Genomic DNA, 13,561 nt, shown 5'->3' with positions numbered 1-13,561 from the left:
GGCCGGCACAAAGAAGGGGAAAGCCGCTGCATTCCCCTAAAGCAGAGCCTCGATATCGCGTACCAGCTTTTCCGGTTTCACGGCGGGGGCGTAGCGCCGCATGACAGCGCCATCGCGTCCGATGAGAAACTTGGTGAAGTTCCATTTGATGGCGCGCGTACCCATCACGCCAGGCGCTTCTTCCTTCAGCCACTCGTACAGCGGGATGGCTCCGGGTCCGTTCACCTCCACTTTCGCCATAAGCGGAAAGCTCAGGCCGAAGTGGACCTCGCAGAAGGTGGCTATCAGTTCGTCGCTGGCCGGTTCCTGCCTGCCAAACTGGTTACAAGGAAAAGCCAGCACTTCGAAGCCGCGGCTGCCGAACTGGCGCCACAGACTCTCAAGCCCCTGATACTGAGGCGTGAAACCGCACTTGCTGGCGGTATTGACCACAAGTAGGACTTTGCCAGCTTTCTCAGCCAGTGACAGACGCGCACCAGTGCTCGCTACGACATCGAAATCAGCGATGGTGGTCACGGCGGCGCGGTCCTGGCCGATCGGGAGCGAGAGGTGGGTTCTGCGGAAGCTTCCATGGCCCCTCCCGGTAGCCTGAGCACCACGAACTTCCGATTATCATCAATGACTTAATCCGCAATACGCACGTAGCAAGGTTAGCGCCAGAGCGGTGCCTACTTTTGATGAGCAGGAAAGTCACCGCGCCGCCATAGGTTACGGATTTCACCGATGGAAAGGCGCCGATCGCCCTCCTTCAGAATGCCGTAATCGTCCTGCTGGTCATCCGGCATGCTCATCACGAAGGCCACCATTTCGGCCAGCGACCCGCTGCGGATGGTCTTGAAGCGATGGAACAGGCCGCCACCATCCTCACACTTGTGAAGCTGGGCTGCGTCGCCCCAATCGATGCCGCCAGCCCCTTCCGGGCCAGCGTGGATGGTGGTTGGATTGTCGCTCATCGCCGTCTCCTTGCAGGAAAGCGCCTCTTGTTCGGAAGCCACTTGCCAGAACCAGTCATGTGCGCGTTCGGAAGAAGTCCGCTTCGATCGCTGACGGCCTCCTTTTTCACGCAGTTACGACTCAAGAAACGGCTTGGTTGCAGACGGGTTCCACCGGCTGAGCCTGCCAAACGGACGAATCCGACGCATTGTTCGCACTGACAAGATGGCGCGCGACTGAAGTGGATGCTCGATAACCCGCGCAATCAGCGCGCTGCGATTTCTTCCAGCACGCCGTCGTGGATTCGCACCACACGATCCATCGCCCGTGCCAGCCGCTCGTTGTGAGTCGCCACGAGCGCGGACGAGCCTTCGCCCCGAACCAGATGGAGGAATTGGCCAAGCACACGGTCCGCCGTGGCCTCGTCGAGGTTCCCCGTGGGCTCATCCGCCAAGACCAGCTGCGGCTTGTTGGCGAGAGCGCGAGCCACGGCCACGCGCTGTTGCTCACCACCCGAAAGCTGGCTTGGCCTATGCTCCAGCCGATGCTCCAGCCCGAGCGCGCCCAGCAACTCACGCGCTCGCACGCGCGCTTCCTCATGAGTCCTGTTCGCGACGAGCTGTGGCAGGACCACATTTTCCATGGCCGAGAAGTCCGGCAGCAGATGATGGAATTGGTAGATGAAGCCGATGTGATCGCGCCGCACCGCCGCGCGCTCGTCCTTGCCCAGACGCGATGCATCGATCCCGGCAATCTCGATTCGCCCGCCGAAGCCGCCTTCAAGCAGCCCGATGGCTTGCAGCATCGTAGACTTGCCCGAGCCGGAGGGGCCGAGCAGAGCCACGATTTCCCCTGGGCCGATCGCCAGGCTCGCGCCACGAAGAACGTCGATCCGGACGCCGCCCTGCTCGAAGCTGCGGGTGAGCCGGTCAAGAACGACCACTGGACTACTCATAACGAAGCACCTGGACAGGATCGGTGCTCGCCGCGCGCGATGCAGGATACAGCGTCGCAAGGAAGCTCAGCACCAGAGCGAGAACACAGATCACGGCGACCTCAACTGGGTCCGTCCGGCTCGGCAGCTCCGTCAGGAAACGAATGGAGGGGTCCCACAGGTTCTGCCCTGTCATCAACTCGACACCGCGTACGATAGGCTGGCGGAAGAACAGGAACACGAAACCGAGCAGAACTCCCGCGCCCGTGCCAAGCGCTCCGATCAGGAAGCCGGCCGTGACGAAGACTTTCATGAGCGAGCGCCGCGTCGCCCCCATGGTGCGAAGGATCGCAATGTCGCGCGTCTTCGCGCGCACCAGCATGATGAGCGAGGACAGGATGTTGAACACGGCCACCAGCACGATGATCGAGAGCACCACGAACATGGCGACGCGCTCCACCGCCAACGCTTCGAACAACGAGGCATTGATCGTCTTCCAGCTGGTAACGATCGCCTGTCCTGCCAATTTCTCTTCCAGCGGCGCGAGGATGGTCTCAACGTTGTCCGGATCAGTGGTGGTCACTTCGATCATGCCGATCGTGTCGCCAGTCAGCAGCAAGGTCTGTGCATCGGCTATCGGCATGACAACAAAGGCCTGATCGTAGTCATAGACCCCGATTTCGATGATGGCGGCGACCTGATAGCCGATCTGACGCGGCACGGTGCCGAAGGGCGTAGAACGCCCTTGCGGGTTAATCACGGTGATCGTGTCACCCACCTGCGCTCCCAGATTCTGTGCCAGCCGGGACCCGATCGCAACCATGTCTCCGCCGGGACGCAGCGGCGTGAGGCTGCCTGCGGTAACCTTGGACTTGATTCGGGCAATATCCTCTTGGGTATTGCCGCGCACCAAGATCGCCTCGACCCGACCATTGAAGGTGGCGAGCAGCGGTTGCTCGATGAGCGGCGACGCGCGCGTGACGCCCGGCGTCTGCCGCACATCCTCCAGCACATCCTGCCAGTTGTCCAGCCGGCCACCATAAGCCTGGACGATCGCATGGCCGTTTAGGCCGACGATCTTGTCGAACAGCTCTGCCCGAAACCCATTCATCACGCTCATGACGATGACGAGTGCGGCCACGCCCAGCATCACCGCGACCAAACTTATGCCTGCGACAAGCGCGATGAATGCCTCGCCCCTGCCCGGAAGCATGTAGCGCTTGGCGATCATCCATTCGAAGGGGGAAAGCAGCAAGCAGGAAATCCGTGGTGTCGGTGCAAGAGCGCGGCGAATAGGTTGTCGGTGCAGGAGTGGCAAGCGCGGAGCCGCCTCAACGGCTGCGAAAGTGGCGCCGACGGGCGCTGGTTCCCACGACGAACACCACGGCTCGTCACAGATATGCAGTCTTTCTAAGGGAGATGGCCACCCGCACCCCTTGCAATTTCGACCCACATGGATCACATGCGCCATCAGCAACGACGCGCCATGCGGGCCGAACAAATCCATGAACTTGACACATCCTTTCCGTGATCCCGACGGCGACAAGCTGCGCGAGGAGTGCGGCGTATTCGGCGTTATCGGCGCCCGTGAGGCGGTGAACATCGCCGCGCTGGGTCTCCATGCGCTGCAGCACCGCGGCCAGGAGGCGGTCGGCATCTCGACTTATGACGGCCGGGAATTCTACTCGCGCCGCGGCCTTGGCCATGTCGCGCAAGTGTTCTCCGAAAAAGACCTCGGTGAGACGCTGCCGGGCGAAATGGCGTCGGGTCACGTGCGCTATTCGACCACGGGCGGTTCAGGCCTGCGCAACGTGCAACCCCTGTTTGCTGACTTGTCGACCGGCGGTTTTTCCATCGCGCACAATGGCAACATTTCCAACGCGGCGAGCCTGCGGCGTGAATTGGTGCGACGCGGAGCGATCTTCCAGTCCACATCCGATACCGAGGTGATCATCCACCTCGTTGCCACGAGCCGCTATCCGACTCTGCTTGACCGCTTCGTCGATGCCTTGCGTATGGTCGAGGGCGCTTACTCGCTGATCTGCATGACCGATCAGGGAATGATCGCTTGCCGCGATCCTCTCGGCATCCGCCCGCTTGTCATGGGCCGCCTGGGCGATGCGACGGTTTTCGCCAGCGAGACTGTCGCGCTGGACGTGGTCGGTGCAGAGTTCGTCCGCTCGATTGAACCGGGCGAGTTGGTCCAAGTCGATCACAAGGGCACGGTTTCCAGCCATCGGCCTTTCGGCAACATCTCGCCGCGCCCTTGCATCTTCGAGCACGTCTATTTCAGCCGGCCCGATTCCGTGATGGACGGTCGGTCCGTCTATTCGGTCCGCAAGCAGATCGGCGTCGAACTGGCGAAGGAATCGGGAGTCGACGCGGACATCGTTATTCCTGTCCCCGATAGCGGCGTCCCCGCAGCAATCGGCTATGCGCAGGAATCGGGCATTCCGTTCGAGCTTGGGATCATCCGGTCTCACTACGTGGGCCGGACCTTCATCACGCCCTCCGAAGGTGCCCGCCATGCCGGCGTGAAGCGTAAGCACAACGCCAACCGCGCCATCGTCGAAGGCAAGCGCATCATCCTCATCGACGATTCGATCGTTCGCGGCACGACCTCGATGAAGATCGTGGACATGATGCGCGATGCCGGTGCCGCTGAAGTGCACATGCGCATTGCCAGCCCGCCTACCGGTCACTCCTGCTTCTACGGCGTCGACACGCCGGAGCGGTCGAAGCTCCTTGCCGCCAACATGGATACGGCAGCGATGGGCGCCTTCATCAAGGCTGACAGCTTGGCGTTCGTCACGATCGACGGTCTCTATCGCGCTGTCGGCGCCGCAGGGCGGAACAACGCCTGTCCGCAGTTCTGCGATGCCTGCTTCACCGGTGAATACCCCACCAGTCTCACCGACCTCGCTGATCGCGAAACGCCCGATCTGCTGACTTTGCCGGTGAACAAAGTCGCGTGAGCACGCCTTCATTTCAGGGGCAGATCGCACTGGTAACCGGCGCGAGCCGCGGCATCGGCGCCGCCACTGCCAAGGCGCTTGCTGCGGCGGGCGCGCATGTGATCCTTACCGCGCGCGACGCGAAGGCGTTGGAGGGAATTGAGCAGGAGATCTTCGAGGCGGGGGGCTCGGCGACGATCGCTCCTGTGGACCTCACCCAACCTGACGGCGTCGCGCGTCTGGCTTCTGCCGTGTCGCAGCGCTGGGACCGGCTCGACATCCTCGTCATCAACGCCGCTGTGCTACCCGAACTGACATCGGTTGCCGACATCGACCAGAAGGCTTGGAACAAGGCGCTGACAGTCAATGTGTTGGCAACCCAGACGTTGATCGCCAATTTCGACCGACTTCTTCGGGCGAGCGAAGACGGCCGAATCGTCGGCATCACCAGCAGCGTCGCCGAAGCGCCCCGGGCGTTCTGGGGCGCCTACGCCTCCACGAAGGCAGCGTTCGAGGTGCTGCTCGACTGCCATGCGCAAGAAGTGGCCAATATTTCCAAGGTGCGCGTCGCCATCGTTAACCCCGGCGCGACACGCACGGCCATGCGCGCCCGAGCCTATCCAGGCGAGGATCCCGCCTCTCTCAAGGGGCCCGAGGTGGTTGCCGAGCGGATTATTTCCCTTCTTTCACAGCCATTTGGCACTCGACACCGAGAGTCGGTTAACTCTTCTCGTTAAGACGGTGTGAACCTATTGGTGGCAGCCTTTCTTAGGAAAGTCGCCAAGAGAGGATGGGTCAGCGATCATGACCAGCACTGATAGCGATAGGTACGCCTTCGCCGCACAAGAGGACCGCAGCGCGCCGCGCACCAAGCTGTCCGCACCCGCAACCCTGCGGCCCGCCGGTGGCCGACGATTCCAGACCGTCGTGCGGGATCTCTCGCTCTCGGGGTTCTCGGCGACTGCGATCAGCCGCCTTCCCGTAGGCGGGATCTGCTGGCTGACGATGCCGGGCATGGAAGCGATGCAGGCGCGTGTGATCTGGTGGGAGCAGGGCCTGGTGGGCTGCGCGTTCGAACGCCTGCTCAGCCCGATTATTCACGATAACATCCTGACCCGCTGGCGCGGCGCTGTCGCGCGTGAAGGCAAAGGCCAGTAAGGTTCAGGCCGGCTTGACCAACGTTACCTGGGCGACATCAATCCCGCCTCCCAGGAAGCCGCCTTCGCAGTACATCAGGTAGTACCGCCAGAGCCGCACGAACCTTTCGTCGAACCCGGCTGGCAGACGCCCTTCCTCAACCGCATTGTCGAACCGCTGCCGCCAGATGGCGAGGGTGCGGGCATAGTCGCGCCCAAAGCCGCGGCGATTCTCCCAGCGCAGCCCGCGGGCTTCGGCGAGGCTGCGGAACTCAGGCTCGTGGAGCAACATGCCGCCGGGGAAGACATAAGTCTGGATGAAGTCCGCGCTACGGGCATAGCTTTCGAAGACGTCGTCATTCAAGGCGATGTACTGAAGCGCAGCGCGTCCTCCGGGCTTGAGGCTGCGGGCGATGCAGTCGAGAAACTCACCCCAGTATTCGCGCCCCACCGCCTCGACCATCTCGACGCTGACCACGGCGTCGTAAGTGCCGGTGACATCGCGATAGTCCTGCTTGCGGAAGTCGACAGCCCCTTGCACTGGATGCCATCGGGCGGCGGCATAGGCGAGTTGCTCGTCCGACAGGCTGATCGCGTCGACATATGCGCCGTTGTGGTCTGCCAGATGAGCGGCAAGCGCGCCCCATCCGCAGCCGATCTCCAGCACGCCCGCCCCCGCCGTCAGCGCGAGGCGCTCGTTCAGCGCAGCGATCTTGGCTACCTGCCCCGCTTCCAGCTCGCGAAAAAACTGCGACTCCGCACTGGGCGCCACTGCCGGTGCATCGAACAGAGCGCTGGAGTAGACCATCGTGTCGCCCAGCCACTGTGCGTAGAAGTCGTTGCCCAGATCGTAGTGCGCGTGGATGTTGCGCTCTGCTCCCTTGCGCGAATTGCGCTTGAGGCGGTGGAGCAACCTGGCCGCCAGTCGCCAAGGCCCTCGCGCCCGCGCCGCATCGCCAAGGCTGGCGGCGTTGTCCATAAACAGGGCGAACAGTTGCACCGGGTCGGGGCTGGTCCACTCGCCCGCTTCCCAGGCCTGGTACCAGCCGACCGAGCCCCCGGTCGCGAGACGCAGCAGCGCGCCATAGCTGCGCAGTTCCACGATGGCATCGAAGCCCGGTGCCTTGCCGCCCAGCAGGCGCGTGCTGCCGTCCGTCAGCGTAGCCGTGATGGAGCCGCGCTCCAGACCGGCATCGATCCGATCCAGAATGCGATGCACACCGCCGGACCATAGCTGCGCAAGCCACCGCGGCCCGACGCCAAGCGGACGCCCTGCCGCCACGAGTTCGCCGCCTCTACCCGGAACTTGCGCATTCATGGGAAGGCTTATGGGCACGCGAAGCGGCTGTAGCAATCGCCCACGCGCCTTTTGCCGCCGGTTTCGCGCAGAACTTTCTAGCCCTTTACCGTGCGATAGGCGGCCAGCGCCCTCTCCCGCGCTTCTTTGTGGCCGATGCGCTTCGCCGGATAGCTTGCGGGCCGCTTCGCGTCGGCGGGGTCATGGACATCGGCATCGGAGAGACCAGCCAGTTCGGGCACCCAGCGCCGGATGTAGTCGGCAGCCCCGAACTTCTCCGACTGGCTCAGCGGCGCCATGATCCGCGGAAACATGTTCGAGTCCACTCCGGAGCCCGACACCCACTGCCAGTTCACGCCGTTGTTGGCGTAGTCCGCATCCACCAGCGTGTCCCAGAACCAGTGTTCGCCCTGGCGCCAATCGATCAGCAAGTGCTTGATGAGAAAACTGGCCGCGATCATCCGCACGCGATTGTGCATCCAGCCCATCGCCCAAAGCTGGCGCATGCCTGCATCGACGATTGGATAGCCCGTGCGCCCGCGCTGCCATGCTTTCAGGTCCGCTGCGGCGGCATCGTCGCGATCCGGGTTGCGCCACGGAAAGCGAGCGAAGGCCTCGCGATAGCTTTCCTCGGGATAGCGGGGGAACTGGTGGATCACATTCTGCGCATAGTCACGCCAGACGATCTCACCCCGATAGGTCTCGCTCCCGGTCCCGTGATGCTGCTCCAGCGCATGCCAGACCTGAGTGGGAGAAATCTCGCCCCAGTGCAGGTGCGGAGAGAGACGCGAGGAGCCGTCTGCCGAAGGCTTGTTGCGCTCCTCGCCGTAGTCCTCGGCGCGGTCGAGAAAGTCTTCGAGCTGGGCCTGAGCGGCAGTTTCGCCGGGCGTGCCGGTCTCATGGAAGCCAGTCGCCCAGTCGGGTGCGGTGGGCCGCAGTTCCCAGTCCGCCAGATCGTCGGAGGCCGGCCACGCCTCCACCGGCGTCAGCTCCGGCACGGTAAGAGGATCGCGCAAGGGAAGCAGCCGCGTCAGCGCCCGGGCGAAGGGCGTGTAGATCTTGAACGGAGTTCCTGCCCCGGTGGTCACGAGCCCTGGTGGTGCCAGGTAGTTGCCCTCGTGCAGTTGCAAGTCGGCCTGGTCGGCAAGCTCCTGTTCGGCTTCGCGCCACCAGGGCTCGTAGTGGCGGATCGCGTCGATGCCGCTCGCTCCTGTTTCCTGCACGAGAGCCAGGAGGTGCCTGACGCAGTCGCCCCGGCGAAGGATCAGCCGCAGTCCATGGCCGGCCAGACTTCGCTCCAGAGCCTCAAGGCTCCCGTGCAGCCACCAGCGCGACGCGCCGCCAAGCTTGCGATCGCCCGCGCGCTCGTCGTCCAAGATGTACACCGGGATGACCGGGCCTTGAGCGGCAGCGGAACAGAAGGCGGGCTGGTCTGCAAGCCGCAAGTCGCGGCGCAGCCATACGATACGAGGCGCAGTCATCCGCGCGCAACGAGACGCGTCGCCTTGCGTTCCTTGCCCTTATGGCCGTAGCTCCTGGCATCATGACGCGACCCTCCCGTACTTTCCGCATCGATCCACGCAAGGCCCTGATGGCGGCCGCCCTGTGCTGGGCTGGTTTCGCCGCCATGGTCTGGGCGGTCGAGACCGGTCACACCACCACCATCGACGAAGCCGGCCTGCTGTTCTGGCGCGGCCCCGACTTGCACCCGGCTGGTCCCAGCAAGTTGCTCGAGGCGGTGCGCGACACAACGGCATTGGGCGGCACGCTGTTGCGCAATCTCTTCGCGCTCATGGCTGTTGTCGCGCTGCTGTTCCTGCGGCTGCGGCGCGAGGCGCTGCTGCTTGCGGCCTCCGTCCTGCTGGCGCTTCTTGTGAACAGCGGCCTCAAACTCGTATTCGGCCGCGACCGGCCTGAGATTGTACCGCACCTGATGGAGGCCGGCGGCAACAGCTTTCCCAGCGGCCACAGCTTTGGTGCCGCCGTCGTCTATATCAGCATCGCCCTTGCCTTTGCGCCGATGAGCCAGCGCCAGTCCGTACGGGTGACGATCATCGCGACTGCCCTCGCTGCCAGCATACTGATCGCCTGGAGCCGGGTTTGGCTCGGGGTCCACTGGCCCAGTGACGTGATCGCGGGATGGCTGGGCGGCGCCGGTTGGGCGTTCCTGTCGGCCGCCCTGCTCGACCGTCCGGCAAGAGCTGCAGCGCAAGCTACTGAAGCGACGCACTGACTCCCGAGGAACGGCAGAGGTCGACCACCACCTTATGTTCCATGAAGTTGCGACCGCCAATACTGCTGGGGTAGCGCGCGTCGCCGAAAGTGACGGTGGCGTTGCAGCCGTCCCGCTTCACGCGCGCAGTCGTCATGGTGGACCAGCGGAGGAAGTCGGCGATTTCGGGCCCGGCCTTCATGGCACGGCGGACGATCGGATCGTCCAGGCCGTCAGGCTCGGGGGTGGTGTGGCTCAGCAGTTGCGTAAGCTGACGCAGAGGGTTGAAGCGCCCGCGGGCGATCATCCCGTTCTCACGCCAGACGACGGTCCTGCGCCAGAACGCGACCGGGTCGGGAGAGGCGTAGACGGCGTCGGGCTGCGCATAGGGAGCGCCGCGCACCGGCGCGCTGCGGGCGAGTTGAGAGATGGCACCGTTAAGAGCGATGTAGGCGCCCACGCACGTCAGCGCGATCACTGCCGGCCAGCGGACGCGATTCTGTGATCCCCTCTTCCGGGCCAGCCAGATACCCAGCGCCAGCGTCACCAGTATCCAGGGGTCGACGATGAACAGCGCGTCGTTGTGATACCAGCGCGTGCTTAGCGGCGCGAGAAGCTGGACCGCGTACGTGTTCTGCCAGTCGAGCACTGGATGGCTGATCGCGCCGAGGTAGCAAAGCGCGACAAGCCAGCCGAAGTGCATCGGAAGGCCGCTGCGGAACTGCGCGCCGCGTGCCACCTGAACGCGATCGAGCAGGTAGAGCAGAGCCGCCAGGATCGGCGGCATCAGCAGGACGCCGCCGACGAGGCCATGGGTGAAGCCCCGGTGCGTCGCCAGCGATACCCAGGGCACCCAGCCGAAGAACACGTCGATATCCGGCATGTTCGCGCCGAGGATGCACGCGGCAAGGCCCTTGCGCGTGCGCCGCTTCAGACCGGTTTCCGCAAGGGCCCAGCCCGCCAGACTGTGAGTGAGATTATCCATTCAGGCGATGGCGTAATCCGGACGGGGTGTCCGGATCAATCCATCAGCCCGTGCGCAGCCTCCGGCTCCACTGTCCAGGTCTGGCCCTTGCCCAAAAGCTTGGCGAGGTCGGCATTCTTGCCGGTGACCGCCTTCTCCCTTTCCAGAGCGACCGATTCCTCGAACGTCGGCGCGGGATCGTCGTAGATCACGCCCAGCGCCATCGGGAACGGACCGAAGGGCATTTCGACCAGCATATGCGCAAGGCCGCGGTTCTTCACGTTGTGCACCACCACGCCGGCCGCCTGCCAGTTGCCGTCGATCACATCGACGACCTTGAGGGAAAGCGTGTCGAGATCAAGCGCGAGGCCCTTGATCGTGCCGGTCTTGGCATTGCCGAACAGCAGCGGCTCGCCGTCCTTGCACCACAGCTGCATGTCGTCGGTGCCTTTCGACGTGAAGTCGTCGAAGCGGTCCTTGTTATAGACGATGCAGTTCTGGAAGATCTCCACGAACGCCGCACCCTTGTGGGCGTGCGCCGCGATCAGCGTGTTGGGCAATTCCTTCGACACGTCGAACGCGCGGGCGATGAAGCGCGCACCCGCGCCCAATGCAAAAGCGCATGGGGATACCGGACGGTCGTAGGAGCCGAGCGGCGTCGTGGGCGAATTGGTGCCCATGCGGCTCGTCGGCGAGAACTGGCCCTTGGTGAGACCGTAGATCTCGTTGTTGAACAGCATGACCTGGCAATTTAGATTGCGCCGCAGCAGGTGCATCGTGTGATTGCCGCCGATCGACATGCCGTCGCCGTCGCCGGTGACGATCCACACGTCGAGGTCAGGGTTGGCCAGCTTGATGCCCGTGGCGAACGCAGGCGCGCGGCCATGGATCGTGTGGAAGCCGTAGCTCTCGACATAGTAGGGGAAGCGGCTGGAGCAGCCGATGCCCGAGACGAACACCGTGTTCGCCGGGTTCGCGCCGATCATCGGCAGCGTGCGCTGCACGGCCTTGAGGATCGCGTAGTCGCCGCAGCCCGGGCACCAGCGCACTTCCTGGTCGGTTTCCCAGTCCTTGAGCGTCGTCGTGATGGGGGTCATGTCGTTCATGGGTCTTGCCTCGTGGTCCCGCCGAAATGGTCTGGTTCGGGAGTCGAAATCAGTCGTTCTTGGCTTCAGGGCTCGGCAGCTGGTCGCGGTTCACCGCGGTCTCGCCGCCTTCGTTGCCCGGTATGTGGTCGAAGAACTTGGCGATGGCCTCCTCGATCTCACCGATCGCGAAAGGCTGGCCGGAGACCTTGTTCAGCGGCACCGCGTCGAGCAGGTACTGGTCGCGCAGCACCGTCTTGAACTGGCCGGTGTTCATCTCGGGCACCAGCACGTTCTCGTAAGCCGCCAGCAGCTCGCCCAGGTTTGCCGGGAGCGGCCAGATGTGGCGCACGTGGATGTGGTGCACGTCCAGCCCCTTGCGGCGGGCGCGGCGTACGGCCTGGTGGATCGGCCCGAAGGTCGAGCCCCAGCCAACCACCGCCAGCTTGCCCGAAGCCTCGCCCAGCGTGACATCTTGCGCCGGGATGGCGTTGGCGACGCCGCCCACCTTGGCCATGCGCGCATCGGTCTGGGTCTGGTGGACACCGGGCGAATAGTCGATGTTGCCGCTGTCGATCGCCTTCTCAATCCCGCCGATGCGGTGCATCAGGTCCGGCGTACCCGGCTTGATCCAGGGACGCACACCCTGCTCGTCCCGCTTGAACGGCAGAACCTTGCCTTCGGGGTTGTCGCTTTCCTCAAGGAAGGCCTTGGGGAACGGCGTGAACGAGGCGGGATCGGGCACCTTCCACGGCTCGGACGCATTGGCGATGTAGCCGTCGGTCAGCAGCATGACGGGAGTCATGTACTCGGTGGCGATGCGGCAAGCCTCGATCGCGCATTCAAACGCATCGGAAGGCGAGCGCGTGGCGATGACCGGCATCGGCGCGTCGCCGTTGCGGCCATAGACCGCCTGATAGAGGTCCGACTGCTCAGTCTTGGTCGGAAGGCCCGTGGACGGACCGCCGCGCTGCGAGTTGACGATGACGAGCGGCAGCTCGGTCATGATCGCCAGCCCCATCGCCTCGCCCTTGAGCGCGATGCCCGGGCCAGAGGAGGAGGTGACACCCAGCTGCCCGGCATAGGACGCACCGATCGCGGCGCAGATCGCGGCGATCTCGTCCTCGGCCTGAAAGGTGGTGACCCCGAACTCCTTCATCTTGACGAGGTTGTGCAGGATCGCCGAGGCCGGGGTGATCGGATAGCCGCCAAAGAACATCGGCAGATCGGCCAGCTTGGCACCCGCAACGAGGCCCAGCGAGATCGCTTCGGCGCCGGTGATCGTGCGGTAAAGCCCAGGCGCCGAGGGCACGGGATCGATGTGCAGCTTCTTGAGCGGCCCTGTCAGCTCGGCCGTCTCGCCATAGGCGTGGCCGGCGTTGAGCGCAGCGATGTTGGCTTGAGCCAGCACAGGGTTCTTGGCGAACTTGCCGTTCAGCCAGTCGATCAGCGGCGCGCGATCACGGTCGAACATCCACAGCGCGAGACCGAGCGTCCACATGTTCTTGCAGCGCAGGGCTTCCTTGTTGCCAAGGCCGAAGGGCTTCACGGCTTCCAGCGTCAGCGCGCTGATGTCGAAGGCGAGCACGTCCCACTTGGCGAGACTGCCGTCCTCGAAGGGCGAGCTTTCGTACTTCGCCTTTTCCATGTTGCGCTTGTTGAACTCGCCCGTGTCGGCGATGATCAGGCCGCCAGGCTTGAGCGACTGGACGTTCACCTTCAGCGCCGCCGGATTCATCGCCACCAGCACGTCCGGCGCATCGCCAGCGGTCGTGATCTCGCTGGAACCGAAGTTGATCTGGAACGCGGAGACGCCGAACAGCGTCCCTTGCGGCGCGCGGATCTCAGCCGGAAAGTCCGGGAAGGTGGAAAGGTCGTTACCAGCGAGCGCTGTAGATAGCGTGAACTGACCGCCGGTAAGCTGCATGCCGTCGCCGGAATCGCCCGCAAAACGCACCACCACCGCTTCAGGCGCGGCCGTGGCCGCGAGCGCCGCCATGTCGTTCTCGACAGGAAGTGTTGCCATGGTATTCCTCTGTCGCCCGG

13 protein-coding genes are annotated in these 13,561 nt (G+C 64.1%); 4 read left to right on the top strand and 9 right to left on the bottom strand.

Features of this window, described 5'->3' with window-relative positions:
- Positions 1–36: 36 nt before the first annotated feature.
- The 4 genes from ABVV53_RS14065 to ABVV53_RS14050 form a co-directional block, all read right to left on the bottom strand.
- Positions 37–516, bottom strand: a complete 480-nt coding sequence (locus ABVV53_RS14065; protein WP_353985055.1) for a glutathione peroxidase — start codon at positions 514–516, stop codon at positions 37–39.
- A gap of 152 nt (positions 517–668) precedes the next feature.
- Positions 669–953 carry a hypothetical protein gene (locus ABVV53_RS14060; protein ID WP_353985054.1) on the bottom strand — a complete coding sequence of 95 codons (285 nt, stop codon included), beginning with the start codon at positions 951–953 and terminating at the stop codon, positions 669–671.
- Between the two features lie 245 nt (positions 954–1,198).
- Positions 1,199–1,888, bottom strand: a complete 690-nt coding sequence (locus tag ABVV53_RS14055; RefSeq protein ID WP_353985053.1) for an ABC transporter ATP-binding protein — start codon at positions 1,886–1,888, stop codon at positions 1,199–1,201.
- Positions 1,881–3,122 carry a lipoprotein-releasing ABC transporter permease subunit gene (locus ABVV53_RS14050; protein ID WP_353985052.1) on the bottom strand — a complete coding sequence of 414 codons (1,242 nt, stop codon included), beginning with the start codon at positions 3,120–3,122 and terminating at the stop codon, positions 1,881–1,883. The genes ABVV53_RS14055 and ABVV53_RS14050 overlap by 8 nt, the downstream gene beginning before the upstream one ends.
- Positions 3,123–3,372: 250 nt before the next feature.
- On the opposite strand from ABVV53_RS14050, the gene purF reads away from it, so the two are divergent.
- The 3 genes from purF to ABVV53_RS14035 all read left to right on the top strand — a co-directional run bounded on the left by purF (position 3,373) and on the right by ABVV53_RS14035 (position 5,979).
- On the top strand, positions 3,373–4,842 hold the full coding sequence (gene purF, locus ABVV53_RS14045) for an amidophosphoribosyltransferase (protein ID WP_353985051.1): 1,470 nt from the start codon (positions 3,373–3,375) through the stop codon (positions 4,840–4,842).
- Positions 4,839–5,558 carry an SDR family NAD(P)-dependent oxidoreductase gene (locus ABVV53_RS14040; protein WP_353985050.1) on the top strand — a complete coding sequence of 240 codons (720 nt, stop codon included), beginning with the start codon at positions 4,839–4,841 and terminating at the stop codon, positions 5,556–5,558. The genes purF and ABVV53_RS14040 overlap by 4 nt, the downstream gene beginning before the upstream one ends.
- A gap of 67 nt (positions 5,559–5,625) precedes the next feature.
- Complete coding sequence (locus ABVV53_RS14035; RefSeq protein ID WP_353985049.1) at positions 5,626–5,979, top strand: PilZ domain-containing protein; 354 nt, start codon at positions 5,626–5,628, stop codon at positions 5,977–5,979.
- A gap of 3 nt (positions 5,980–5,982) precedes the next feature.
- Here ABVV53_RS14035 and ABVV53_RS14030 read toward each other — a convergent pair whose 3' ends face one another.
- Together ABVV53_RS14030 and ABVV53_RS14025 are read right to left on the bottom strand one after the other, a co-directional pair.
- Entirely contained in the window at positions 5,983–7,275 is a 1,293-nt protein-coding gene (locus ABVV53_RS14030; protein WP_353985048.1) for a cyclopropane-fatty-acyl-phospholipid synthase family protein, read from the bottom strand.
- A 77-nt stretch (positions 7,276–7,352) separates the two neighbouring features.
- On the bottom strand, positions 7,353–8,735 hold the full coding sequence (locus ABVV53_RS14025) for a cryptochrome/photolyase family protein (RefSeq protein ID WP_353985047.1): 1,383 nt from the start codon (positions 8,733–8,735) through the stop codon (positions 7,353–7,355).
- A 62-nt stretch (positions 8,736–8,797) separates the two neighbouring features.
- On the opposite strand from ABVV53_RS14025, the gene ABVV53_RS14020 reads away from it, so the two are divergent.
- The gene (locus ABVV53_RS14020; RefSeq protein ID WP_353985046.1) at positions 8,798–9,487 is read left to right on the top strand and encodes a phosphatase PAP2 family protein; all 690 of its coding nucleotides are present in this window, start codon (positions 8,798–8,800) and stop codon (positions 9,485–9,487) included.
- Here ABVV53_RS14020 and ABVV53_RS14015 read toward each other — a convergent pair.
- The 3 genes from ABVV53_RS14015 to ABVV53_RS14005 are packed head-to-tail and all read right to left on the bottom strand — an operon-like array spanning position 9,468 to position 13,541.
- Positions 9,468–10,451, bottom strand: a complete 984-nt coding sequence (locus ABVV53_RS14015; protein ID WP_353985045.1) for a metal-dependent hydrolase — start codon at positions 10,449–10,451, stop codon at positions 9,468–9,470. The genes ABVV53_RS14020 and ABVV53_RS14015 overlap by 20 nt on opposite strands.
- Before the next feature lie 35 nt (positions 10,452–10,486).
- Positions 10,487–11,536, bottom strand: coding sequence for a 2-oxoacid:ferredoxin oxidoreductase subunit beta (locus tag ABVV53_RS14010; RefSeq protein ID WP_353985044.1), 1,050 nt, complete (start codon positions 11,534–11,536; stop codon positions 10,487–10,489).
- Between the two features lie 49 nt (positions 11,537–11,585).
- Entirely contained in the window at positions 11,586–13,541 is a 1,956-nt protein-coding gene (locus tag ABVV53_RS14005) for a 2-oxoacid:acceptor oxidoreductase subunit alpha (RefSeq protein ID WP_353985043.1), read from the bottom strand.
- Positions 13,542–13,561 lie beyond the last annotated feature (20 nt).

It is taken from the genome of Novosphingobium kalidii, assembly GCF_040534015.1.
GTDB lineage: Bacteria > Pseudomonadota > Alphaproteobacteria > Sphingomonadales > Sphingomonadaceae > Novosphingobium > Novosphingobium kalidii.
This window is presented reverse-complemented; position numbering and strand designations above follow the sequence as displayed.

Bases quoted from the DNA above. Each gene is read 5' to 3' on its own strand.
- ABVV53_RS14060 (WP_353985054.1), bottom strand. From the start codon at position 953: ATGAGCGACAATCCAACCACCATCCACGCTGGCCCGGAAGGGGCTGGC.
- ABVV53_RS14055 (WP_353985053.1), bottom strand. From the start codon at position 1,888: ATGAGTAGTCCAGTGGTCGTTCTTGACCGGCTCACCCGCAGCTTCGAG.
- purF (WP_353985051.1), top strand. From the start codon at position 3,373: ATGAACTTGACACATCCTTTCCGTGATCCCGACGGCGACAAGCTGCGC.
- ABVV53_RS14035 (WP_353985049.1), top strand. From the start codon at position 5,626: ATGACCAGCACTGATAGCGATAGGTACGCCTTCGCCGCACAAGAGGAC.
- ABVV53_RS14030 (WP_353985048.1), bottom strand. From the start codon at position 7,275: ATGAATGCGCAAGTTCCGGGTAGAGGCGGCGAACTCGTGGCGGCAGGG.
- ABVV53_RS14025 (WP_353985047.1), bottom strand. From the start codon at position 8,735: ATGACTGCGCCTCGTATCGTATGGCTGCGCCGCGACTTGCGGCTTGCA.
- ABVV53_RS14020 (WP_353985046.1), top strand. From the start codon at position 8,798: ATGACGCGACCCTCCCGTACTTTCCGCATCGATCCACGCAAGGCCCTG.
- ABVV53_RS14015 (WP_353985045.1), bottom strand. From the start codon at position 10,451: ATGGATAATCTCACTCACAGTCTGGCGGGCTGGGCCCTTGCGGAAACC.
- ABVV53_RS14010 (WP_353985044.1), bottom strand. From the start codon at position 11,536: ATGAACGACATGACCCCCATCACGACGACGCTCAAGGACTGGGAAACC.
- ABVV53_RS14005 (WP_353985043.1), bottom strand. From the start codon at position 13,541: ATGGCAACACTTCCTGTCGAGAACGACATGGCGGCGCTCGCGGCCACG.